The organism is Luteimonas kalidii (assembly GCF_029887935.1).
GTDB classification, from domain to species: domain Bacteria; phylum Pseudomonadota; class Gammaproteobacteria; order Xanthomonadales; family Xanthomonadaceae; genus Luteimonas; species Luteimonas kalidii.
The window spans coordinates 713,579-735,627 of record NZ_JARXRO010000014.1; the positions used below are offsets into that span (position 1 = coordinate 713,579).

Sequence of the window (22,049 nt, forward strand, 5' to 3'; positions counted from 1 at the left end):
GCGCCGCGCTGCTCACTCGCCGCCTCCCGCCTCGGGCCCGCGCTGCAGGGCGCGACGGATCTCCTCCAGCGCACCGGGATCGTCGAGCGTCGACAGATCGCCCGGGTCACGATCTTCGGCCAGCGCCTGCAGCGAACGCCGCAGCAGCTTGCCCGAGCGCGTCTTCGGCAGCGCGTTCACCACGTACACGCGTGCGGGTCGCGCGACGCCGCCGAGCTGGTCGACCACCACCTTGCGCATCTGCGCCGCGGTCTCGCCGGCCTCCGCATCGGTATGCGCGCGTCGCAGCGTTGCGAACACGATCGGTACCTGGCCCTTGACCGCGTCGTGCACGCCGATGACCGCAGCTTCCGCCACATCCGGATGGCGCGACACCGATTCCTCGATCTCGCGCGTGCCCAGGCGATGGCCGGCGACGTTGATCACGTCATCCGTGCGGCCGAGGATGAAGGTGTAGCCGTCGGCGTCGCGGATGGCCCAGTCGAGCGAACTGTAGAGCAGCTCGCGGAAATGGCTGAAATAACTGTCGACGAAGCGCTGGTCGTCGCCCCATATCGTCGTCATGCATCCGGGCGGTAGCGGCGGCTGGATCACCAGCACGCCCTTGTCTCCCGCGGGCGCATCCTCGCCGGTCGCCTCGTCGATCACCCGCAGGTGGTAGCCCAGGTTGGGCATCCCGGGCGACCCCAGCCGCACCGGATTCATGTCCAGGCCCGGCAGCAGGGTGAGCACCGGCCAGCCGGTTTCGGTCTGCCAGTAGTTGTCGATCACCGGTTTGCCGAGCACGTCCGAGATCCAGCGCGCGGTGGGCTCGTCGAGCGGCTCGCCGGCGAGGAACAGGTATTCGAACCCCGACAGGTCGCGATCGGTGATGAACGCCGGGTCGTGCTTCTTGAGCACGCGCACCGCGGTGGGCGACGAGAACATCGTGCGCACGCCATAACGCTCGACGATGCGCCACCAGATGCCCGGGTCAGGTGAGGTGGGCAGGCCCTCGTAAAGGATCGACGTGGCCCCCGCGATCAACGGCCCGTAGACGTTGTAGGAATGGCCGACCACCCAGCCGATGTCGGACGTGGAGAACATCACCTGCCCGGGGCGGATGTCGTACACCGACCACATCGACAGTGCGAGCGCGACCGCGTAGCCGCCCACGTCGCGCTGTACGCCCTTCGGCTTGCCGGTGGTCCCGGAGGTGTAGAGGATGTAGCTGGGTTCGTTGGATTCGAGCCAGGCCACCGGTACGTCCGCATCCTCCTGGCCCTGCCGCGCGCTGGCGTAATCGACGTTACGGTCCCCGCGCAATGCAAGCGGACCCGCCAGCCCACGATCGACCACGAGTACGCGTGCCGGCGGATGCTTGCAACGCGACAGCGCTTCGTCCACCAGTGGCAGGAACGGGATCACCTTGCCGCCGCGGATGCCGGCGTCGGCCGTGACCAGCACCACTGGCCTCGCATCGTCGATGCGCAGCGCCAGATTGTGCGCGGCGAAGCCGCCGAACACCACCGAGTGGATCGCACCGATGCGCGCGCAGGCGAGCATCGCGATCGCCGCGTCGAGCGTGTGCGGCATGTAGATCACCACCCGATCGCCCCGCGAGGCGCCCAGCGACTGCAGCACCGCGGCGAACACGTTCACCTCGCGATGCAGCTGGCGATAGGTCAGTTCGCGGATGCGGCCGGTTTCGCTCGACCAGCCGACCAGGGCCAGCTGGTCGCCGCGCGCCTCGAGGTGGCGGTCGACCGCGTTGAAGCACAGGTTGGTCTGCCCACCGACGAACCACCTTCGGAACGGCGGGTTCGAATCGTCGAGGATCCGGTCCGGCGGCCGATGCCAGTGGATGGCCTTCGCCTGCTCGCCCCAGAATTCCTCAGGGGTCTCGATGGAGCGTCGATACCAGTCTTCGTAGTGCATCACCGGCCCTCCCGCCGACTGATGCCGCGAAGGCTAGGCCGTGCCCGGCTCCGCGGCGCTACGACCTTGGTCTGTAGCGGGAAGAAGACTGTCGAATCAATGCCTTGGACATCCCTCCGGCGGACTAATCGTCGTGAGCGTCGCGCAGTTCGCGGCCTTCACGAGCCCGTATGCGCCGCCTCCGATGGTGCGGTCGTGCCCGCTTTCCCGCCGGCCCGTGCCGCGCTCACGGGCGGCGCACCCAACACCAGCCCGCACCACAACGGCGCGAGCAGGTAGAGACCCAGGAAATAGCGTCCCTGGACTTCGAACACCATATGCACCGCCCAGAATCCGGCCACCCATGCCAGCGGGATCCAGCCGAGCCGATTCCCCCGACGGAGCAGCCACCACGCGATCATCAGGCAGAGCGCCAGGATCGCGAGGCACACCCCCCGATAGGCGACGTTCTCGACCCGGCGCAGTGCGCGGTAGGCGGCCTCGATCCGATCGCGGTCGGGTCTCGCATCGATGCGCTCGCGCACGTTCGGAGCCTCGAACAGCCAGTACATGGCGTAGGGAGGCGGGCTGCCGATCTGCGGCGCCTTGCATGCGATCACCGATGCCCAGTGGCTGCCGGGACGTGCCGCCAGCCGATCGGCCACCGCCCGCAACATCGGACGATCCAGGTCCTCGCGCGCGGCAGCGGCTGCGGCCGGCGACCAGTTGCCGCAGCGCTGGCTCCAGCGATCGCTCGACACCAGCAGTCCCGCGTACAGCGTGACCGCCGAACTGGTGCGGATCTGCTCTGTCCGCCCACTGGCCTGGCGCATCGCCATGTCGGTCGCAAACCCCAGCAGGGACCCGGCCACCAGGACGCCCTGCACGACGAGTGCGCGCGATGCCGGGCGCCCGCGAAACGCAACCAGGAGCCCAGTCAGTGGCACGAACACCCAGAGCACCAGCGCATACTGCGGCCTCGTAGACACCGCCAGCGCGACCGCGACGATCGCGAGCGCAACGTGCAGCAATTGCGAACCATGCTTCGCCCTGCCTGCCGCCAGCCACGCGCCGATCCCCAACTGTGCAGCGGCGATCAGGTCGAGCTGGACGATCCCGAAGAACGGCGTGATCAGCAGCAGATACGCCGCTGTCGCATGGGCCAGGATGCGCCAGCGGGTCGGATCGACCCGCCATGCGAGCACAAGCGCAACTGTCGCAGCAGGCAGATTCAACGCAAGCGCGGACGCCACCGGAGACCATCCCAGGGCCTTCGGAAGCGCCAGCAGCCACAGCGACAGACCACCACGCTCATATGCCGACGCCGTACCGGCCGCAGACCAGTAATAGCCCCAGTCACTGTGAGGCGCTGGCTGCCACCACAGCGCGAGCCAGATGCCAAGCGCGGTCATCGCCAGCCATTGCAGCAAGAGCACGGGCGCGCCTTTGCCCAGCCAGGCGCTGCAACGACGGCTCACGGCCACTCCTGCGACGCACAGCCCGCCGGACCGACTCGCCTATCCGCCTGCGACGTGTCTCGTCCGCGCTGCGACTTCAAGATGGGCTCCGCGCGCGACAGAGCCATCGCCGCGCCGCCGCGCGCATCGAATCGTCGCTCCTCCCCGCACGGAACGCGGATCCTCTCGATCTCAGGCGCGCTCGAACCGCCAGCCCGGCGTCGGCGCACCGAAGCACGCGCTAGTGGTTCCGGCAAGCAGATCGCGATTCTTCTACGTGCCGTTCTATCGGCCGACCGACGGCGGACGCGTCGACGGCTCGACCAAATAGATCTCCACGGAAGATAGTCGCGCATGCTCGTCCAACTCCTGGCGTTCTGGGATCCGACCCGCATGTTGCGCTTCTGTCAGATCCGACAAGGATGCACGTGCCGCAAATTGTCGCGGCAACCACCAAGTGTCGGGGGCCAATGCAGGCAGCGCGCTGAAGCGTCCCAGGCGGAGGATGCGCACCCTGCCCTCGCGAGCGTCCTTCTGCAGGCGCCTGACCCATTGCGGCGGCTTCGACGAGCCAAGGTAGTCCCCGTGCCCCACCAGGAGCAGCGGGCCATCGACCTGATCGACCGCGGGATAGTCGAATCGCCCATTCCGATCTGTCTCTCGTCGCAGCATATTCGTGAACCGCTCCCGCTCTTCATCGGTGTCGAGTGTCAGCAGCGCCCTGCAACGGGCAAGATCCGTCGTCCAGCCCGAGGGCGTATCGACGACGGGCACCCCGGGGTGGCTGCGCTGCGCGTCCATCAACGCCAACTCGAACGCTTCCTTCGCCGGCGCGCCGTAGATCAGTCCGCGCTGGCTCCACTCCCGGTATGGACCGCTCGATAGCGCAAACCATATGACGCAGAGCGCCGCGACGATGGGAGTCCGGGCCCAATGGCTTCCGGCATATCCGGCAAGCGAGGTCAACAACCGGATCACGAGCAATGCAGCCGGTACGATGCAGGGTGCGTAATAGCGCTGCTGCATGACCGGAAAAACATACTCGGACAAGGAGCCCGACCCGTAGGTGAAGTACAGCAGCGGCCAGATCCAGAATGCCGCAACAGTCCACCACATCGTCGCGACCGGACCTCGCAGGCGTCGCCTGAAGGTGTCCCAGAGCAGGTGTGCCGTCGCAACCCCTGCGAAGATGAAAAGTGCCCACGAATGGTCGCCCAGCAGGTAACGCAGCGAATCGAGTCTGGCCCTCGGGGTCCGCCCCTGCGCGTCGGCGTAGCCGGTGAAGTCATGCGGAGACAGCAGGCTCCCCACGCTCGAATACCAGTCTCCGGACGTCGCCCGGAACACGAGCACCTCGATCAGCAGGACGACGACGAACCCGGCAGCCATCGCCATGCCGCCGAGAACTGCGATGGACAACCGATCGCGCCAGGCCTTCCACAGCAGCAGCGCCGCCGGAATCACCAGCACGACCGCTCCGCTCTCCTTGACGACGAAGCCGAGCGCCAGGCTCACGCCCGCGCCGAACGCGTATGCCCAGGCCGTACGTCGGGCGTTGCGCGAGGCATGCTCGCCGCCGACCCACCGGCACAGGCAGTACAGGCTTGCCACCAGGAACATCGACGACGCGATATCGGGCGCCATCGCACCCGCGTACAGAAACACGACGGGCTGCGACACCGCGAGTACGGCCGCGGCCGCAGCCCCCAGGGGCCCGAAAAACTGGCGGGCCAGCAGGAACGCTGCACCCCCCAGCATCAGGAAGAACACCCCGTAGATGGCGACGGACAGCTCCACGCTGGACGACAACGCGTACATAGCCGCCGCTGGCAGCAGCAGCACGATCCGACGCTCGGCCACCGAAGTCGTGGAGATTTCCTCGCCACTCGCGATACGTATCGCGCCGATCAGGTATCGGGTGTCGTCGCTGCAGTACAGACCGACGTAGTACAGATAGGCGAGCAGTAGCGGGGCGAACAGGGCGAGGCCCAGACCAAGGGCTTCCATTCGGTAGCGCTGGAACATCCTGTTCACCTTTGGTGCGGAGTGGAAGATCGCGACGAAAGATAAGCCACGCTGGCTACTGCAGCCTGCGCTGCAAGGGACGCTGCGGGATTCGCGCGTAATCGAAGGCTACGAAGCCCTGGATGAACACGAAACCCAGGATCATCGCCATTGTGACCACGCCCACCGTGCCGGGCGGGGATTCGGCGGCCCGCGCGAGGTTGGTGATCCATACCGTCGCGCCGTACACCGCCCCGAACAGCAGCAGGAGACTACCGCCCAGCAGTTGCAGTGACGCCAGGTTGAAATCTCGCAGGTAGTACTCGTAGAAGATCCGCTTGAGGAAATTCCTCGTGTGCGAGACGGCGAACCGGGGGATCTCGCGCATCGGACTGAGGTTGCTGGTCTCATCCGCGTAGGTCGCGCGCATCGGCAGATCCGCCACCACCGCGTCGATCAGGTGGAGGCGGAAGAGAAGATCGCTCTCGAAAAAGAACCGCTGGTCGATCTTTCCGAGTTCAACGTGCTCCAGGCACACCGAATGGATGGCGGTGAATCCATTGGTCGGATCGAAGACGTGCCAGTAGCCGGTCGAGAGCTTGCTGAGGAACGAAAGCGCGGCATTGCCCAACAGCCTCAAGCCCGGCATCTCCACCACGTCGCGCATATGGAAGAAGCGGTTGCCCTTCACGTAGTCAGCTTCGCCAGCGAGCAGCGGAGCGATGAAGCGCGGAATGAGGGCCGGATCCATCTGCCCGTCGGCATCCAGCTTGACGCAGACGGTGGCATCCAGCTCCATGGCGCGGCGGTACCCGACCACCATCGCGCCGCCCACCCCAAGGTTGACCGGGTTGAAGATGACCTCGACACGCGGGTCGTCGACTTCCTCATCGACCCGCCTGCCCGACCCATCGGGGCAGGCGTCGTCGACGACGAGGATGTGGTCCACCTCGACCCCGATGCAGCGTACGACATCGACCACCGACTGACTCGCCCTGAAAGCCGGAACGACGACCGCGACGCGCGCGGTCGCGGTCGTTGCCGCTTTTCCCACTCCCGACGGCGCGCCCGCGAAGGAACGGCTCTGGTCCACGGTGTCGATCAACCCAGCAGATGCGCCACGCCGCTGCGCTCTTCCTCGAGTTCGGCGAGGGTCTTGTCGATGGCCGTCCGGCTGAAGTCGTCGATCGGCAGGTCGCGTACCAGGGTGTAGCGGCCGTTCTCGGTGGTGACCGGGAAGCCGAAGATCACGCCTTCCGGGATCCCGTACGAACCGTCGGACGGGATGCCCATGGTCACCCACTTGCCCTCGCTGCCGAGCACCCAGTCGCGGACGTGGTCGATCGCCGCATTGGCCGCCGAGGCGGCCGACGACAGGCCGCGCGCCTCGATGATCGCCGCGCCACGCTTGCCGACCTTGGGAATGAACTCGTTCGCGTTCCAGTCGTCGTCGCCGATCCTGTCCTTCAGCGACGCGCCGCCCACGGTGGCGAATCGGTAGTCGGGATACATGGTCGGGCTGTGGTTGCCCCACACCACCAGCTTCTCGATCTCGCCCACGGCCACACCGGCCCTGTTGGCCAGCTGGCTCAGCGCACGGTTGTGGTCCAGGCGCAGCATCGCGGTGAAATTCTTCGGATCCAGGTCCGGCGCGGACTTCATTGCGATGTAGGCATTGGTGTTGGCCGGGTTGCCGACGACGAGCACCTTGACGTCGCGCGAGGCGACCTTGTTCAGCGCCGCGCCCTGGGCGGTGAAGATCTTGGCGTTTTCCAGCAGCAGGTCCTTGCGCTCCATGCCCGGGCCGCGCGGGCGCGCGCCGACCAGCAGGGCCACGTCGGCATCCTTGAACGCCACTTCCGGATCGTCGGTGCCGACCATGCCGGCCAGCAGCGGGAACGCGCAGTCTTCCAGCTCCATCATCACGCCGCGCAGCGCGGCCTGGGCCTTGTCGATCGGGAGTTCCAGCAACTGCAGGATGACCGGCTGGTCCTTGCCCAGCATTTCGCCGGAGGCGATGCGGAACAGCAGCGCGTAACCGATCTGGCCGGCGGCGCCGGTGACTGCGACTCGAACGGGGGCTTTCATCGGGAGGTCCTCTTGCAACGGGGAAGGCGGGCCCGCGTCGGCGCGCGGTCACCCGACGGGGAGAAAACGGTCGGCGGCATCACGTACGTCAAGCGGGATGTCAGGACAGTTCCGCGAAGAACTCGCGGAAGCGCTGCAGTCCCGGCGCGAGCTGCGGCGCGGGACAGGTGTAGGAAATGCGCAGGGCGCGCGGCTCACCGAAGGCCGAACCCGGCACGCAGGCCAGCCCCTTGGCGTCGAGCAGTGCGTTGCACAGGTCGACGTCGTTGTCGATCCGCAGGCCGGTGGGCGCGTGCGTCCTGCCGAAGGCGACGCTCACGTCCGGGAACGCATAGAACGCGCCCTGTGGACGCGGACACACCAGGCCCGGGATGTGCGACAGGGTCTCGAGTACGAGATCGCGGCGCTGCTGGAACTCGGCGCACTTCTGTGCCGGCACGTCCTGCGGCCCGGACAGCGCGGCGATCGCGGCCGCGACCGCCACCTCCGGCACATTGGTGACATGGGTGGAATTGAGCGCGGTCAGCGCCGCCGCCACCGGCTCGGGACCGGCCATGAAACCCACCCGCCATCCCGGCATGCCGTAGGTCTTGGACAGCGAGTCGACGAAGATCACCCGGTCGCGCAGCTCCGGACGGACGTGCAGGAAATTGTGGTAGCCCAGGCCGTCGAACACCATGCGGTGGTAGATGTCGTCGGTGATCACCCAGGTATCGGGATGGTGCGCGACCACGTCCGCCAGCGCCGCGATTTCCTCGCGGCTGTAGACCATGCCGGTCGGATTCGACGGGTTGTTGAACAGGAACACCTTCGGCCGGGCGGCCAGCGCGGCCTCGAGCTGCGCGGGCACCAGCTTGTAGTCCTGCCCTGGCGGGCACGGCAGCAGCCGCACGTCCGCGCCCAGCAGCGCGCCGATGTCGGCATAGGTGGTCCAGTAGGGCGTGGCGAAGGCGAACCCGTCGCCCTCCTCCAGCAGCGCCTCGCACAGGTTGAACAGCACGTGCTTGGCGCCGATGCCGGTGGCGCAGTTGGCGCGCGTGTAGCCTTCCAGCCCCGCGCGCGCCAGGTGCGCCAGGAACGCATCGAGCAGGGCGTCGGTGCCGCGGTTGCTGCCGTACTGGCCCGAATCGGACGCCAGGGCCTCGCGCGCGGCCGCGTAGACGTGTTCGCCGGGGAGGAAGTTCGGCACCCCGATCGAGAAGCTGATGATGTCGCGCCCCTGCGCCTTGAGCTGCCTGGCCCGTTCGGCGACGAGCATGATCGCGCTCTGCTTGGCACGACCCATGCGGCGGGCGAGTCGGGGCATCGGGGGAGTCTCGAACGGATGGCGGGAGCGGCGCCAGCGGGACGCCGGACGCCGCGTGGCAGCCGCGAATTCTAGCATGCGAGGCCGCTGCGATCGCCCGGCGGCGGCCGCCAAGCCACTGTTTCGATTGGCACAATGCCCGGCCTCGGCACCAGCCGGACGCTCGGAACACGCCGCTGTGCCGCGGCCCCCGGATGCGCGATGCACGATGGCACGGACGCCCCCGCACAGCGCCGGTGCGTCCCCGCGCCCTGGGCGCGGGGACGGGCGAACCTCCAGCTAGGCTGCGAGGATCTTGTTCCACTCCGCGACGCGGTCGGCCTGCGCCGCCAGCGCCGCATCGGCGTCGCCATCGATCCGGATCGACTTGATCGCGTCGCCCTGCTTCACCGCGTCGACCACGTCCAGGCCCTCGGTGACCTTGCCGAACACGGTGTGCTTGCCGTCCAGCCAGTCGGTCTTGATGTGGGTGATGAAGAACTGGCTGCCGTTGGTGTTCGGCCCGGCATTGGCCATCGACAGCACCCCGCGCTCGTGCTTCACGCCATTGCCGGTCTCGTCCTCGAAGCGGTAGCCCGGGCCGCCGCGGCCGGAGCCCTCGGGACAGCCGCCCTGGATCATGAAATCAGGGATCACGCGGTGGAACGCGAGGCCGTCGTAGAAGCCGCGCCGGGCCAGATTGACGAAATTGGCCACCGTCAACGGTGCCTTGTCGGCGAACAGGTCGACCTTGATGGTGCCGCGGTCGGTCTCGAAAATGGCGGACAGGCTCATGCGATTCAGCTCCAGATGGCCGGACAGGCCGGTAGGCCCGCTATAATAGCGGGCTTCCCTCCCGCCCTTGCGTGCCCTGCCCTCCCCGGCAGCGGGTGCGTCGTCTACGAACCCGCTGACATGTCCATCGAACGCCTGCGCAACATCGCCATCGTCGCCCACGTCGACCACGGCAAGACCACCCTCGTCGACTGCCTGCTGAAGCAGTCCGGCACCCTGTCCGAGCGCACCGTCCTCGCCGAGCGGGTGATGGACAGCAACGACCAGGAAAAGGAACGTGGCATCACGATCCTGGCCAAGAACACCGCCATCACCTGGCAGGGCAACCGCATCAACATCGTCGACACCCCCGGACACGCCGACTTCGGCGGCGAGGTCGAGCGCGTGCTGTCGATGGTCGACTCGGTGCTGATCCTGGTCGATGCGATGGACGGCCCGATGCCGCAGACGCGCTTCGTGACCCAGAAGGCGTTCGCGATGGGCTTCAAGCCGATCGTCGTCGTCAACAAGATCGACCGCCCGGGCGCGCGCCCTGACTGGGTCATCGACCAGGTGTTCGACCTGTTCGACAAGCTGGGCGCGACCAACGAACAGCTCGACTTCCCGATCGTCTACGCATCGGCGCTGCATGGGTATGCCAGCCTCGACGACGCCGCCCGCGAAGGCGACATGACGCCGCTGTACGAGGCGATCATGCGGCACGTGCCGGCACCGTCGGTGGATCCGGACGGCCCGTTCCAGATGCGCATCAGCCAGCTGGACTACAACAACTTCGTCGGCGTGATCGGCATCGGCCGCATCCAGCGCGGCACGATGAAGAAGAACATGCCGGTCGCCGTGATCGACCGCGAAGGCAAGAAGCGCCAGGGCAAGGTGCTGCAGGTGCTCGGCTTCCTGGGCCTGGAGCGCATCGAGCAGGACAGCGCTGCAGCCGGCGACATCGTCGCCATCTCCGGCATCCAGGACCTCACGATCTCCGATACCGTCACCGCGCTCGACACGCCCGAGGCGCTGCCGGCGCTGACCGTGGACGAACCGACCATCTCGATGACCTTCCAGGTCAACAATTCCCCGTTTGCCGGCAACAAGGACCTGTCGGGCGGCAAGTTCCTGACCAGTCGCCAGCTCAAGGACCGGCTCGAGCGCGAAACCGTTCACAACGTGGCCCTGAAGGTCGAGCAGCTGGAGGACGCGGACAAGTTCCTGGTCTCCGGCCGCGGCGAACTGCACCTGTCGGTGCTGATCGAGAACATGCGCCGCGAGGGCTTCGAACTCGCCGTGTCGCGCCCCGAGGTGATCATCAAGGAGATCGACGGCCAGCTGATGGAGCCGATCGAACAGCTCGTCGTCGACGTGGAGGAAGTGCACCAGGGCGGCGTGATGGAGAAGCTCGGCACGCGCAAGGCGCAACTGAAGAACATGGAGCCCGACGGCAAGGGCCGCGTGCGCCTCGACTACGAGATCCCGGCGCGCGGCCTGATCGGCTTCCAGAACGAGTTCCGCACGCTCACCCAGGGTTCGGGCCTGCTGTTCCACGTGTTCGACCATTACGGCCCGAAGGAAACCGGCGCCATCGCCAAGCGCCAGAACGGCGTGATGATCGCCAATGCGCCGGGCGCGACCCCGGCCTACTCGCTCGGGCCGCTGCAGGACCGCGGCAAGCTGTTCGCGGCCGAAGGCGACAACGTCTACGAGGGCCAGCTGATCGGCATCCACTCCAAGGACAACGACCTGACGGTCAATGCGATCAAGACCAAGCCGTTGACCAACATGCGCGCGTCCGGCAAGGACGATGCGATCCAGCTGAGCCCGGCGATCAAGTTCACCCTGGAACAGGCGCTGGATTTCATCGACGACGACGAGCTGGTCGAGGTGACGCCGAAGGAAATCCGGCTGCGCAAGAAGATGCTGACCGAGAGCGACCGCAAGCGGGCCAGCCGCGCGGCGTGAGCGGCGCGCTATTCCCCGGCTGGCGGCCCGATGCCGACGGCCGGGAGCGGCTGTCGGCGCTGGTGGATGCACTCGTCTCGGCAAGCCCCGTGGGCGCGCCGAAGCCGCAACCGCGGCGGCCGGAGCAATGGCACGCCACGCTGTGTTTCATGGGCGACGACCTGCGCCACACGGTGACGCCCCGGCTCCTCGCGGCGTTCGCGGACGCAGCCGCGCGTATCCCGCCGCACAGCTTCACCCTCGATCGCATCGAGTACTGGCGACAGTCCGGCGCCGTTGTCGCGCTGCCGGATGCCTGTCCAGCGCTGCAGGCACTGTGCGATGAAACGCACGCCGCCGTGCGACGCTGCGGACTGCGTCCGCAGCAGGCCACCACGCAGCCGCACGTCACCCTCGCCTACCTCGCCCGCGACCTCGAGCCGCAGCCGTGGCTTGCCGACGTCGACTGCACCGGGGCGCCGCTGCGCGTCGACGGCTTCGAACTGCTGTTCAATGCGGGTGGGCGCTACGAACAACTGGCCGCATGGCCGCTGACCGGGACCACGCTGCCGACCGCGCCGCACCAGCCGGCATTGCTGTAGCCGCAGAGCCTGCTATCGATCGCGCGCGGGCCTTCGCGCCTGCGCAGCGCGGCGACCCACAGGCGTGCAAGCCCCCGCACGTGCGCCACTCATTCCCGCTCAGGCGACGACCGGTGGATTGAGCTGGGCGTGCTTGCGCACGATCAGCATCGCGGTCTCGAGCGCCTGCTCGTAGTTCAGGCGGGGATCGACCGCCGAGCGGTAGGCGCGACCGAGGTCGACCTCGGTCAGGTCGCGCGCGCCGCCGATGCACTCGGTGACGTCTTCCCCGGTCAGCTCCAGGTGCACGCCGCCCAGGCGGGTGCCGGCCGCGGCATGGATGTCGAACGACTGCTCGATCTCGCTGCGGATGTTGTCGAAGCGCCGGGTCTTGTAACCGTTGCTGGTCGACTCGGTATTGCCGTGCATGGCATCGCAGATCCACAGCACGCGGCGACCGTCGCGCTTCACCGCATCGAGCAGGGTCGGCAGCTTCGCCGCCACATGGGACGCGCCCATCCGATGGATCAGGCCGAGCCGGCCCGGCTCGTCGTCCGGGTTGAGGACGTCGATCAGGCGCAGCAGCTGGTCCGGCGTCACCGAGGGACCCACCTTGACCGCGATCGGATTGCGGATGCCGCGGAAGTACTCCGTGTGCGCGCCATCGAGCGCGGCGGTGCGCATGCCCACCCAGGGGAAATGCGTGCTGAGGTTGAACCAGCCCCACTGCCGCGGCACCTGACGCGTCTGCGCTTCCTCGTAGGGCAGCAGCAGCGCCTCGTGCGAAGTGTAGAAGTCGACCCGGTTGAGGTTGTGCACCTGGGCGCCGGCCAGCGTCTCCATGAAGCGCACGGCATCCCCGATCCCCGCCACCATCTTCTGGTACTCGCCCGCGAGCGGCGACTGCTTCACCCAGCCCAGGCCCCAGTACTCGGGATGGTGCAGGTCGGCGAAGCCGCCGTCGATCAGCGAACGCACGAAGTTCATCGTCATCGCCGAACGCGCGTGCGCCTTGATCATGCGCCGGGGATCGGGAATGCGCGCCTGCGCGGTGAATGCCGGCCCGTTGACGATGTCGCCGCGGTAGCTCGGCAGCTCGATGCCGTCGCGCACTTCGGTGTCCGCCGAACGGGGCTTGGCGTACTGGCCCGCGAACCGGCCCACGCGCACCACCGGCAGCTTCATGCCGTGCACCAGCACCAGGCTCATCTGCAGCAGCACCTTGAGCCGGTTGGAGATGATGTCCGACGAGCATTCGCCGAAGTTCTCCGCGCAATCGCCGCCCTGGAGCAGGAAGCGCCGGCCCTCCTGGGCTTCGGCCAGCTGCTGCTTGAGCGCGAGGATCTCCCACGACGTGACGAGCGGCGGCAGTGCGCGCAGCTCGTCCTGCACCTCGGCCAGCGCGTCCGCGTCCGGATACGTGGGCATCTGCAGCGCCGGGCGCGAGCGCCAGCTGCCGGGATGCCATTCGTTCGGAAGGTTCACTGCCTGGAGGGGTCTGTCGGGCCTGTTCATGTGCGCTACTCGGATTGAGCGGCGATGGTGCGCCCCTTGTTGCGACGCGTCAATTTCAGCTGCAACGGACGCCGGTACGGACCGCCAGCGCTCAGCGCCGCCGGAATGCCGCGAACAACGCCCATGCGGCAAGCACCACGAACCACACCAGGCTCCACCACGGCATCGACAGACCGAGGAAGGTCCAGTCGACGGTGCCGCAGTCGCCGGTGCCGATGAGCACCTGCCGGATCAGGCCCGGCGTGTCCATCGTTTCGCGCATGAAGGCGAACGGGGCGCCGCAGGCGGGAATCTCCGGCGGGAACATCTGCAGCCACACATGACGCGCCGCGACGCCGATCCCCGCGGCAGCGGCGGCCAGTGCGAGCACGCCCCATACGCGGCGCCCCCCGCTTCCGCGTGGCGCATGCAGCCCCGCCAGCAGCAGCACCAGTCCGAGCGCCGCGAACGCGATGCGCTGGAAGATGCACAGGGGACAGGGCTCCAGCCCCCAGGCGAACTGGCTGTATATCGCGAAGCCGATCAGCGCGAAGCAGATGGCCGCGCCGGCCAGCATCTGGAGACGGAAGGACCAGCGGAGTGGATTCATGCGCACCGGCACACGGGGACGAAGCCGGCATTATCGCCCCGGCCCGGCGCGCGTGCACGACCGCCGGGGTCGGCGATCGCCGCGCCCATCGCCTTCGATGCTGCATGTGCAACGCCAGGATGCAGGCCCTGATGCAGGAAAGCCCCGAACGGGTCGGGGCTTTCTCGTCGCACAGGTGTCGCGGCCACGGCGGCCGCTTGCGCTTACTCGGCGTCGGCCTGCGGGCGGTCGAGCAGCTCGACGTACGCCATCGGCGCATTGTCACCGGCGCGGAAGCCGCACTTGAGGATGCGCAGGTAGCCACCGGGACGGCTGGCGTATCGCGGGCCGAGCGTGGTGAACAGGTTGCCGACGGCTTCCTTGTCGCGCAGGCGCGAGAAGGCCAGGCGGCGGTTGGCGACGCTGTCGACCTTGCCCAGGGTGATGAGCGGCTCGGCGACGCGGCGCAGCTCCTTGGCCTTGGGCAGGGTGGTCTTGATCAGTTCGTGCTTGAACAGCGACGCGGCCATGTTGGTGAACATCGCGGCGCGATGGGCGCTGGTGCGGCTGAACTTGCGGCCGGCTTTCTGGTGGCGCATGGGTCGGGTTCCTTACGTGAATGTCGTGGCATTGGGGATCGCTGTCGCCATCCTGGCGTTGGAAATTGGACTGCGCTGGTCCGGTCCGGCATCCCTTGCCGGAGGTGCCGCGAACTCGGGTTCGTCGGCGGTATTCGAATGTCTCGACTACATCAAAGCCCAGCCGCGGCTGCGCCGCGTTTGCACCCCCGGCCCGGCGCAGCGCGCCGGGCGTTCGCCCAGGCGCGCGGCAGTGCCGCGCAGGCGGCCTGGGCTCACCCCAGCATGCCGTGGCTCGACACGCCGGCCGGCGGCCAGTTCTCCAGCTTCATGCCCAGCGACAGACCGCGCTGCGCCAGGACTTCCTTGATCTCGGTGAGGGACTTCTTGCCGAGGTTGGGGGTCTTGAGCAGCTCGACTTCCGTCTTCTGGATCAGGTCGCCGATGTAGTAGATGCTCTCGGCCTTGAGGCAATTGGCCGAACGTACCGTCAGTTCGAGGTCGTCGATCGGGCGCAGCAGGATCGGGTCGACACCCGGGGTCGCCGCCTTCTGCCCGCCGCGGTCGCGGTGGGTGAAGTCGCCGAACACCGACAGCTGGTCGGTGAGGATGTCGGCGGCGGTGCGCACGGCTTCCTCGGCGTCGATCGTGCCGTTGGTCTCGATGTCGAGCACCAGCTTGTCGAGGTCGGTGCGCTGTTCGACGCGCGCCGCTTCGACTTCATAGGCCACGCGGCGTACCGGCGAGAACGAAGCGTCCAGCATCAGGCGGCCGATCGCGCGGGTCTCTTCGTCCGGGCGACGACGGGCAGCGGCCGGCTGGTAGCCGAAGCCACGCTCGATCTTCAGCCGGATGTTGAGCTGGGTGTCCTTGGTCAGGTGCGCGATCACGTGGTCGGGATTGAGGATCTCGACGTTGTGGTCGGTCTTGATGTCGGCGGCGGTGACGACGCCCGGGCCGGACTTGCTGAGGGTCAGGGTCGAGCTTTCGCCCGTGCCCATGCGGATCGCCACGTCCTTGAGGTTGAGCAGCACCTCGAGCACGTCTTCCTGCAGGCCCTCGATCGTGCTGTACTCGTGCAGCACGCCGTCGATCTCGACCTCGGTGATCGCGAAGCCGGGGATCGAGGACAGCAGCACGCGGCGCAGCGCGTTGCCGAGGGTGTGGCCATAGCCGCGCTCGAGCGGTTCGATCACGACCTTCGCGCGGTTGCCCGCGAGGCGCTCGATCTGGGGACCACGGGGGCGCAGGACCTGGTTGGCGGTAACTGTCATATTCGTAGCGTCTCCTGCAGGGCCACTGCATCCGTCGATGCGTCGCCCTGGACGTTTGGAGCCCCTTGATGGCAAGGGGTGGCCCGTGCGCGGGCACGGGCCGGGGGAGTTGTTGCTGGTGCCGCGGGATGACCCGCCGCCAGTCCTTACTTCGAGTACAGCTCGACGATCAGCGCTTCGTTGATGTCCGCCGGCAGGTCGCCGCGGTCGGGAACCGCCTTGAACACGCCGCTGAACTTCTTCTGGTCGACCTCGACCCACGACGGCGACAGGTCCATGCTGGACGACACGTTCAGCGCTTCCTGCACGCGCATCTGCTTCTGCGCCTTCTCGGACAGGGCGATCGCGTCGCCGGCCTTGACCTGGTAGGACGGGAGGTTCACCGGCTTGCCGTTGACCGTGACGCCGCGGTGCGAGACCAGCTGGCGCGCGGAGGGACGGGTCACCGCGAAGCCCATGCGGTAGACGACGTTGTCCAGGCGCGTCTCAAGGAGCTGCAGCAGGTTCTCACCCGTGTTGCCCTTCTTGTTCGACGCCTTCTTGTAGTAGTTGCGGAACTGGCGCTCCAGCAGGCCGTAGATACGCTTGACCTTCTGCTTCTCGCGAAGCTGCAGGGCGTAGTCGGACAGCTTGCTGCGACGCGCGCCGGTGCCGGCGCCGTGCTGGCCGGGCTTCTGCTCCAGCTTGCACTTGGAATCCAGCGCACGGGTGGGCGACTTGAGCGAGAGGTCGGCGCCTTCGCGGCGCGCGAGCTTGCAGGTGGGACCGATGTAACGAGCCATTGTCTTATCGCTCCCTTAGACGCGACGCTTCTTCGGCGGACGGCACCCGTTGTGCGGGATCGGCGTCACGTCGATGATGTTGGTGATCTTGTAGCCCACGTTGTTCAGCGAACGCACGGCCGACTCGCGACCCGGACCCGGGCCCTTGATGCGGACTTCCAGCGACTTCACGCCGTAGTCCAGCGCATCCTTGCCCGCCTTCTCGGCGGCCACCTGCGCGGCGAACGGGGTCGACTTGCGCGAACCGCGGAAGCCCGCGCCGCCCGAGGTCGCCCACGACAGCGCGTTGCCCTGGCGGTCGGTGATCGTGATGATCGTGTTGTTGAACGAAGCGTGCACATGCGCGATGCCATCGGTGACGACGCGCTTGATCTTCTTCTTCTGCTTGGCAGCTGCCGGCTTGGCCATGTCGGATGTCCTCGATTACTTCTTGATGGCCTTGCGCGGACCCTTGCGGGTACGGGCGTTGGTCCGGGTGCGCTGGCCGCGCAGGGGGAGGCCGCGACGGTGGCGCAGGCCGCGGTAGCAGGCCAGGTCCATCAGGCGTTTGATGGCCATGCCGACCTCGCGACGCAGGTCGCCCTCGACCACGAACTTGCCGATCTCGGCACGCAGGCGCTCGACGTCCGGCTCGGACAGGTCGCGGATCTTGGTATTCGAAGACACGCCGGCGGACTCGCAGACCTGCTTCGAACGGGTACGGCCGATGCCGTAGATGCTTTGCAGCCCGACCCAGACGTGCTTCTGGGCAGGCAGGTTGACACCTGCAATACGCGCCATGCGCGGATCTCCAACTGGTTGGTCGACCGGAACGGATGATTCCGGTGGAGTGAACACGAAATTGTAACAGGGTCCCGGGTTATCTGGAAGCTGGCGGCGCCTTCGCGCCACCCGCCCGGCATGGGGAGTGTGCCCATGCTCCGGCGAAGGATCCCGGCTGGCCCGGAGGTCTCCCCCCGGCCCCGCGCACTACTCTGGTGCGCGTATGGCCCGGATCCACCCCCGCGCGGGACTGCCGCAGGAGTCGCCCATCGTGCCGGGGGAGGCTGGGCTCCGCGCCGGCGTGAATTCTGGTGGCTTCCATGTCCGCCGAAGGAGCGCCATGGGCGCCGCTTCGGCTTTCAACGCCAAGGCCATCCATGGCGGGGCCATGGCGGCTTTGGATCGTCCTGCCCGACCATCCATGGTCGGGCGCTACGCCCGGACAGCGCGACAGTGTCGCGCTAGCGCGTCCGGGCTCCGCCCTTCAGGTTCGCCTTCTTGAGCAGGCTTTCGTACTGGTGCGACATCAGGTGGGCCTGGATCTGGGCGATGAAGTCCATCACCACGACCACCACGATCAGCAGCGACGTGCCGCCGAAGTAGAACGAGACGCCCAGCTCGGCGCGCATGAACTCCGGCAACAGGCACACCAGCACCAGGTAGGCGGCGCCGGCAGCGGTGAGCCGCGTCAGCACCGCGTCGATGTACTCGGCGGTGGCCTTGCCCGGACGGATGCCAGGCACCAGCGCGCCGGACTTCTTCAGGTTGTCCGCAGTCTCCTGCGAGTTGAACACCAGCGCGGTGTAGAAGAACGCGAATCCGGCGATCAGGCCCGCATAGAGCAGGATGTAAAGCGGTTCGCCGGGCGAGAGCGCCTGCGCCACCCGCTGCAGCCACTGGGCCGAACCGGCCTGGCCGAACCAGGTGGTGGCGGTGGCCGGGAACATGATGATCGACGAGGCGAAGATCGCCGGGATCACGCCGGCCATGTTCAGCTTCAGCGGCAGGAACGAGGTCTGGTTCATGTACGCGTTGCGACCACCCTGGCGGCGCGCGTAGTTCACGGTGATCCGGCGCTGGCCACGCTCGACGAACACCACGAAGTAGGTGAAGGCCAGCACCAGCACCGCGATCACGATGACCGCGATCGGGCTCATGTCGCCGTTGCGGGCGGCCTCGATCGTACCGATCACGGCGCTGGGCAGACCCGCCACGATGCCGGCGAAGATGATCAGCGACACGCCGTTGCCGATGCCACGCTCGGTCACCTGTTCGCCCAGCCACACCAGGAACATGGTGCCGGCGGTCAGCGCCACGATCGCGGTGAGCACGAAGCCCGGTCCGGGGGCGTACACCACCGGGATGCCGGTCCCCGCACCCTGGCTCTGCAGCGCGATCGCGATGCCGGCCGACTGGAAGATCGCCAGCGGGATCGCGCCGATGCGCGACCACTGGGTGATCCGGCGCCGTCCGGACTCGCCCTCCTTCTGGATCGCCTTCAGGCTGGGCACGATCTGCACCATCAGCTGCATGACGATCGAGGCGGAGATGTAGGGGATCACGTTCAGCGCGAACAGGCTGAAGCGCTCCAGCGCTCCACCGGAGAACATGTTGAACATGTCCACGATGGTGCCTTCCTGCCGCTCCATCAGCTGCAGCATCGCGTCCGGGTTCACGCCCGGCACCGGGATGAAGCAGCCGATGCGGTAGACGATCAGCGCGCCGAGCACGAACAGCAGGCGCTGGCGCAGCTCGGTGAACTTGCCCGCGCCGGCCAGACCCGACATCGCTCCTGCGCTTCGCGCCATGCCCTGCTTACTCCTGGATCGAGCCGCCGGCGGCCTCGATCGCCGCGCGCGCACCGGCCGTCACCAGCAGGCCCTTGAGCACGAGCTTCTTCGAGACGTCGCCCTTCTTGACGATCTTGGCCTTCTTCGCGATGCGCGGCACCAGCTTGGCCGCGCGCAGCGCGGCGAGGTCGACGTCGCCCTCGAGCTTGTCGAGCTGGTACAGGAACACTTCCGCGGTGTCGGCCTTGAGCTTGGAGCGGAAGCCGATCTTCGGCAGCCGCATGTGCATGGGCATCTGGCCGCCTTCGAAGCCGGCCTTGATCTTGCCCTTGCCGGCGCGCGCGAACGAACCCTTGTGGCCGCGGCCGGCGGTCTTGCCGAGGCCGGAACCGATGCCGCGACCGACCCGGGTGCGCTCCTTGCGGGCGCCGTCGGCGGGCTTGAGCGTGTTGAGCTTCATGTGATTACTCCTCGACCCGGACCAGGTAGTGGACCTTGTTGATCAGGCCACGGACCTGCGGGCTGTCCTTCAGTTCGCGGACGTCGTTGAGCTTGTTCAGGCCGAGCGCACGCACCGACAGGCGGTGCTTCGCCTGCGAGCCGCGCAGACCCTTGACCAGACGCACCTTGACGATGCCGCCGGTGGCTTCGTTCTTAGCCATGGACGATGTCCTCCAGCTTCTTGCCGCGCTTGGCCGCAATCTTGGCGGGGGAATGCATCGACTCCAGGCCCCTGACCGTCGCGCGCACCAGGTTGATCGGGTTGCGCGAACCGACGGCCTTGGCCAGCACGTCCTTGACGCCCACCGCCTCGAGCACGGCGCGCATCGCGCCACCGGCGATCACGCCGGTACCTTCGGACGCGGGCTGCATGAACACGCGGGCCGCGCCGTGGCCGGCCTTGACGGTGTGCCACAGGGTGGCGCCGTTGAGGTCGACGTTGCTCATGTTCTTGCGCGCGTACTCCATCGACTTCTGGATCGCGACCGGCACTTCGCGCGCCTTGCCGTAGCCGAAGCCGACCTTGCCGTTGCCGTCGCCCACCACCGTCAGCGCGGTGAAGGTGAACTGGCGACCGCCCTTGACCGTCTTGCTGACGCGGTTGACCGCGATCAGCTTCTCGATCATGCCGTCGTCCATCTCTTCGCGGTCGCGATTACGGTCGCGCCCGCGGGACTCACGTTGTTCTGCCATTGCCGTATCTCTTGATTCTGAAGGGAATTGGCGGCTGTGCCGCTTATGGTTGTGGTCAGGAGCGGTGGACCGCGTCCGCGGGCAGAAGCCGCGGGGCGTCCGGTGCATGCCCGCACCGGCGGGTCGAGATCGAAAGCGGTATGGCGACTGCCGTCCCGCTTTCAAGCATCAGAACTGCAGGCCACCCTCGCGGGCGGCATCGGCCAGGGCCTTGATGCGGCCGTGGTAGCGATAGCCGGAACGATCGAAAGCGACCTGCTCCACGCCTGCGGCGCGCGCCTTCTCGGCGATCGCGCGACCGACCTTCGCGGCCGCCTCGGCGTTCTTGCCGCTCTTCAGGCCTTCGCGCAGGTCGGCCTGGGTGGTGCTGGCCGCGGCCAGGACCTTCGAGCCGTCGGCGCTAAACACCTGGGCGTAGACGTGCTGTCCGGTGCGCAGCACCGACAGGCGCGGCACGCCGAGTTCGCGGATGTGCGCGCGGGTCGACTTGGCGCGGCGCAGGCGGGCGATTTTCTTGTCCATGGTCTGTTCTCTGGCGGGAAGCGGATCGGCCCTTAGGCCTTCTTGGCTTCCTTGCGGATGATGGTTTCGTCGGAGTACTTCACGCCCTTGCCCTTGTAGGGCTCCGGCGGACGGAATCCACGGATCTTAGCGGCGACTTCACCCACCAGCTGCTTGTCCGCGCCCGCGACCAGGATCTCGGTCTGGGTCGGCGTGGTGATCGTGATCCCTTCGGGGGCCTTGAACACGACCGGATGCGAGAAGCCGAGCGAGAGGTTCAGGTCCTTGCCCTGGACCGCGGCGCGGTAACCCACACCCACCAGCTCGAGCTTGCGCTCGAAGCCCTGGGACACGCCGTGGACCATGTTCGCGACGATCGCGCGCAAGGTGCCGGTGAGGGCGATCTGCGCTGGATCGTTGGCCGAGAGCAGCGCGTTGCCGTCCTCGATGGTGATCTGGATGTCGGCCGGCTTGGGAACCGACAGCGTTCCCTTCGGGCCCTTGACGCTGATCGAGCCCGGCTGCGAGCTCACTTCCACGCCCTTGGGCAGTGCGACCGGCTTCTTGGCGATACGGGACATGTGCGTTTCTCCCTTAGGCCACGAAGCACAGGACTTCACCGCCGACGCCCTGCTGGCGCGCCTGCGCATCGGTCATGATGCCTTTCGAGGTGGAGATGATCGCGACGCCGAGGCCGTTGAGCACCTTGGGCAGCGCGTCCTTGCCGCGGTACTGGCGCAGGCCCGAGCGCGAGACGCGCTTGAGCTGCTCGATCACCGGGCGGCCTTCGTAGTACTTCAGCTCGAGCTCGAGCTCGGACTTGGCGCCGTTCTCGGACACGCGCAGGTCGGCGATGTAACCCTCGTTCTTGAGAACGTTGGCGATCGCGACCTTGGTCTTGGAAGACGGCATCTTCACCGTCGGCTTGCCGACCGCGGCCGCATTCCGGATGCGGACCAGCATGTCGGCGATGGGATCAGTCATGCTCATGGAAGTTCCTTATGAGTGCACCGATATCCGCTTTCGCGAAAATCTGTTCGGATTGTCTCC

23 protein-coding genes are annotated in these 22,049 nt (G+C 67.3%); 2 read left to right on the forward strand and 21 right to left on the reverse strand.

Going from position 1 to position 22,049, the window contains the following annotated elements; genetic code table 11:
- Positions 1-12 precede the first annotated feature (12 nt).
- From prpE to QFW81_RS08650, 7 genes are all read right to left on the reverse strand, one after another.
- On the reverse strand, positions 13-1,917 hold the full coding sequence (gene prpE / locus QFW81_RS08620) for a propionate--CoA ligase (protein WP_280578302.1): 1,905 nt from the start codon (positions 1,915-1,917) through the stop codon (positions 13-15).
- 158 nt (positions 1,918-2,075) lie between these two features.
- A complete protein-coding gene (locus tag QFW81_RS08625) occupies positions 2,076-3,374 on the reverse strand; it encodes a hypothetical protein (protein WP_280578303.1) in 1,299 nt (432 codons plus the stop codon).
- A 264-nt stretch (positions 3,375-3,638) separates the two neighbouring features.
- On the reverse strand, positions 3,639-5,378 hold the full coding sequence (locus tag QFW81_RS08630; protein ID WP_280578304.1) for an ArnT family glycosyltransferase: 1,740 nt from the start codon (positions 5,376-5,378) through the stop codon (positions 3,639-3,641).
- A 55-nt stretch (positions 5,379-5,433) separates the two neighbouring features.
- Complete coding sequence (locus QFW81_RS08635) at positions 5,434-6,462, reverse strand: glycosyltransferase family 2 protein (protein ID WP_280578305.1); 1,029 nt, start codon at positions 6,460-6,462, stop codon at positions 5,434-5,436.
- Positions 6,459-7,445: a malate dehydrogenase gene (locus QFW81_RS08640; protein ID WP_280578306.1), complete on the reverse strand. Its 987-nt coding sequence runs from the start codon at positions 7,443-7,445 to the stop codon at positions 6,459-6,461. The genes QFW81_RS08635 and QFW81_RS08640 overlap by 4 nt, the downstream gene beginning before the upstream one ends.
- A 100-nt stretch (positions 7,446-7,545) precedes the next feature.
- On the reverse strand, positions 7,546-8,751 hold the full coding sequence (locus QFW81_RS08645; protein WP_280578307.1) for an aminotransferase class I/II-fold pyridoxal phosphate-dependent enzyme: 1,206 nt from the start codon (positions 8,749-8,751) through the stop codon (positions 7,546-7,548).
- A 279-nt stretch (positions 8,752-9,030) separates the two neighbouring features.
- The gene (locus QFW81_RS08650) at positions 9,031-9,525 is read right to left on the reverse strand and encodes a peptidylprolyl isomerase (protein WP_280578308.1); all 495 of its coding nucleotides are present in this window, start codon (positions 9,523-9,525) and stop codon (positions 9,031-9,033) included.
- Between the two features lie 120 nt (positions 9,526-9,645).
- On the opposite strand from QFW81_RS08650, the gene typA reads away from it, so the two are divergent.
- Together typA and QFW81_RS08660 are read left to right on the forward strand one after the other, a co-directional pair.
- Entirely contained in the window at positions 9,646-11,475 is a 1,830-nt protein-coding gene (gene typA, locus QFW81_RS08655; RefSeq protein WP_280578309.1) for a translational GTPase TypA, read from the forward strand.
- A complete protein-coding gene (locus tag QFW81_RS08660; RefSeq protein ID WP_280578310.1) occupies positions 11,472-12,056 on the forward strand; it encodes a 2'-5' RNA ligase family protein in 585 nt (194 codons plus the stop codon). Before typA ends, QFW81_RS08660 begins: the two co-directional genes overlap by 4 nt.
- A gap of 99 nt (positions 12,057-12,155) precedes the next feature.
- Here QFW81_RS08660 and QFW81_RS08665 read toward each other — a convergent pair whose 3' ends face one another.
- The 14 genes from QFW81_RS08665 to rpsH form a co-directional block, all read right to left on the reverse strand.
- On the reverse strand, positions 12,156-13,550 hold the full coding sequence (locus tag QFW81_RS08665) for a class II 3-deoxy-7-phosphoheptulonate synthase (RefSeq protein WP_280578311.1): 1,395 nt from the start codon (positions 13,548-13,550) through the stop codon (positions 12,156-12,158).
- Positions 13,551-13,641: 91 nt separating this feature from the next.
- A complete protein-coding gene (locus QFW81_RS08670) occupies positions 13,642-14,139 on the reverse strand; it encodes a disulfide bond formation protein B (RefSeq protein ID WP_280578312.1) in 498 nt (165 codons plus the stop codon).
- Between the two features lie 203 nt (positions 14,140-14,342).
- Positions 14,343-14,717: a 50S ribosomal protein L17 gene (gene rplQ / locus QFW81_RS08675; protein ID WP_280578313.1), complete on the reverse strand. Its 375-nt coding sequence runs from the start codon at positions 14,715-14,717 to the stop codon at positions 14,343-14,345.
- A 254-nt stretch (positions 14,718-14,971) separates the two neighbouring features.
- Positions 14,972-15,970, reverse strand: coding sequence for a DNA-directed RNA polymerase subunit alpha (locus QFW81_RS08680; protein ID WP_280578314.1), 999 nt, complete (start codon positions 15,968-15,970; stop codon positions 14,972-14,974).
- Between the two features lie 146 nt (positions 15,971-16,116).
- On the reverse strand, positions 16,117-16,752 hold the full coding sequence (gene rpsD / locus QFW81_RS08685) for a 30S ribosomal protein S4 (RefSeq protein WP_280578315.1): 636 nt from the start codon (positions 16,750-16,752) through the stop codon (positions 16,117-16,119).
- Between the two features lie 15 nt (positions 16,753-16,767).
- Entirely contained in the window at positions 16,768-17,160 is a 393-nt protein-coding gene (gene rpsK, locus QFW81_RS08690) for a 30S ribosomal protein S11 (protein WP_146387421.1), read from the reverse strand.
- A gap of 15 nt (positions 17,161-17,175) precedes the next feature.
- Complete coding sequence (rpsM, locus tag QFW81_RS08695) at positions 17,176-17,532, reverse strand: 30S ribosomal protein S13 (protein WP_280578316.1); 357 nt, start codon at positions 17,530-17,532, stop codon at positions 17,176-17,178.
- A 443-nt stretch (positions 17,533-17,975) separates the two neighbouring features.
- The gene (secY, locus tag QFW81_RS08700; RefSeq protein ID WP_425604000.1) at positions 17,976-19,301 is read right to left on the reverse strand and encodes a preprotein translocase subunit SecY; all 1,326 of its coding nucleotides are present in this window, start codon (positions 19,299-19,301) and stop codon (positions 17,976-17,978) included.
- A gap of 28 nt (positions 19,302-19,329) precedes the next feature.
- On the reverse strand, positions 19,330-19,764 hold the full coding sequence (gene rplO / locus QFW81_RS08705; RefSeq protein WP_280578318.1) for a 50S ribosomal protein L15: 435 nt from the start codon (positions 19,762-19,764) through the stop codon (positions 19,330-19,332).
- A 4-nt stretch (positions 19,765-19,768) separates the two neighbouring features.
- Positions 19,769-19,966, reverse strand: a complete 198-nt coding sequence (rpmD, locus tag QFW81_RS08710) for a 50S ribosomal protein L30 (protein ID WP_280578319.1) — start codon at positions 19,964-19,966, stop codon at positions 19,769-19,771.
- Entirely contained in the window at positions 19,959-20,498 is a 540-nt protein-coding gene (rpsE, locus tag QFW81_RS08715) for a 30S ribosomal protein S5 (RefSeq protein WP_280578320.1), read from the reverse strand. The genes rpmD and rpsE overlap by 8 nt, the downstream gene beginning before the upstream one ends.
- Positions 20,499-20,666: 168 nt before the next feature.
- Positions 20,667-21,020, reverse strand: a complete 354-nt coding sequence (rplR, locus tag QFW81_RS08720) for a 50S ribosomal protein L18 (protein ID WP_280578321.1) — start codon at positions 21,018-21,020, stop codon at positions 20,667-20,669.
- Positions 21,021-21,052: 32 nt separating this feature from the next.
- A complete protein-coding gene (rplF, locus tag QFW81_RS08725) occupies positions 21,053-21,580 on the reverse strand; it encodes a 50S ribosomal protein L6 (RefSeq protein WP_280578322.1) in 528 nt (175 codons plus the stop codon).
- Between the two features lie 13 nt (positions 21,581-21,593).
- Positions 21,594-21,989 (reverse strand): 30S ribosomal protein S8, encoded by a 396-nt coding sequence (rpsH, locus tag QFW81_RS08730; protein WP_280578323.1) that lies wholly within the window; start codon positions 21,987-21,989, stop codon positions 21,594-21,596.
- Between the last annotated feature and the right edge of the window lie 60 nt (positions 21,990-22,049).

Excerpts from the sequence above, each read along its gene's own strand:
- QFW81_RS08645 (WP_280578307.1), bottom strand. The coding sequence starts at position 8,751 with ATGCCCCGACTCGCCCGCCGCATGGGTCGTGCCAAGCAGAGCGCGATC.
- QFW81_RS08670 (WP_280578312.1), bottom strand. The coding sequence starts at position 14,139 with ATGAATCCACTCCGCTGGTCCTTCCGTCTCCAGATGCTGGCCGGCGCG.
- QFW81_RS08640 (WP_280578306.1), bottom strand. The coding sequence starts at position 7,445 with ATGAAAGCCCCCGTTCGAGTCGCAGTCACCGGCGCCGCCGGCCAGATC.
- rpsH (WP_280578323.1), bottom strand. The coding sequence starts at position 21,989 with ATGAGCATGACTGATCCCATCGCCGACATGCTGGTCCGCATCCGGAAT.
- secY (WP_425604000.1), bottom strand. The coding sequence starts at position 19,301 with ATGTCGGGTCTGGCCGGCGCGGGCAAGTTCACCGAGCTGCGCCAGCGC.
- rplO (WP_280578318.1), bottom strand. The coding sequence starts at position 19,764 with ATGAAGCTCAACACGCTCAAGCCCGCCGACGGCGCCCGCAAGGAGCGC.
- rplR (WP_280578321.1), bottom strand. The coding sequence starts at position 21,020 with ATGGACAAGAAAATCGCCCGCCTGCGCCGCGCCAAGTCGACCCGCGCG.
- QFW81_RS08650 (WP_280578308.1), bottom strand. The coding sequence starts at position 9,525 with ATGAGCCTGTCCGCCATTTTCGAGACCGACCGCGGCACCATCAAGGTC.
- rpsK (WP_146387421.1), bottom strand. The coding sequence starts at position 17,160 with ATGGCCAAGCCGGCAGCTGCCAAGCAGAAGAAGAAGATCAAGCGCGTC.
- rpsM (WP_280578316.1), bottom strand. The coding sequence starts at position 17,532 with ATGGCGCGTATTGCAGGTGTCAACCTGCCTGCCCAGAAGCACGTCTGG.
- prpE (WP_280578302.1), bottom strand. The coding sequence starts at position 1,917 with ATGCACTACGAAGACTGGTATCGACGCTCCATCGAGACCCCTGAGGAA.
- rpsD (WP_280578315.1), bottom strand. The coding sequence starts at position 16,752 with ATGGCTCGTTACATCGGTCCCACCTGCAAGCTCGCGCGCCGCGAAGGC.
- rplQ (WP_280578313.1), bottom strand. The coding sequence starts at position 14,717 with ATGCGCCACCAGAAAGCCGGCCGCAAGTTCAGCCGCACCAGCGCCCAT.
- rplF (WP_280578322.1), bottom strand. The coding sequence starts at position 21,580 with ATGTCCCGTATCGCCAAGAAGCCGGTCGCACTGCCCAAGGGCGTGGAA.
- QFW81_RS08665 (WP_280578311.1), bottom strand. The coding sequence starts at position 13,550 with ATGAACAGGCCCGACAGACCCCTCCAGGCAGTGAACCTTCCGAACGAA.
- QFW81_RS08630 (WP_280578304.1), bottom strand. The coding sequence starts at position 5,378 with ATGTTCCAGCGCTACCGAATGGAAGCCCTTGGTCTGGGCCTCGCCCTG.
- rpmD (WP_280578319.1), bottom strand. The coding sequence starts at position 19,966 with ATGGCTAAGAACGAAGCCACCGGCGGCATCGTCAAGGTGCGTCTGGTC.
- typA (WP_280578309.1), top strand. The coding sequence starts at position 9,646 with ATGTCCATCGAACGCCTGCGCAACATCGCCATCGTCGCCCACGTCGAC.
- QFW81_RS08680 (WP_280578314.1), bottom strand. The coding sequence starts at position 15,970 with ATGACAGTTACCGCCAACCAGGTCCTGCGCCCCCGTGGTCCCCAGATC.
- rpsE (WP_280578320.1), bottom strand. The coding sequence starts at position 20,498 with ATGGCAGAACAACGTGAGTCCCGCGGGCGCGACCGTAATCGCGACCGC.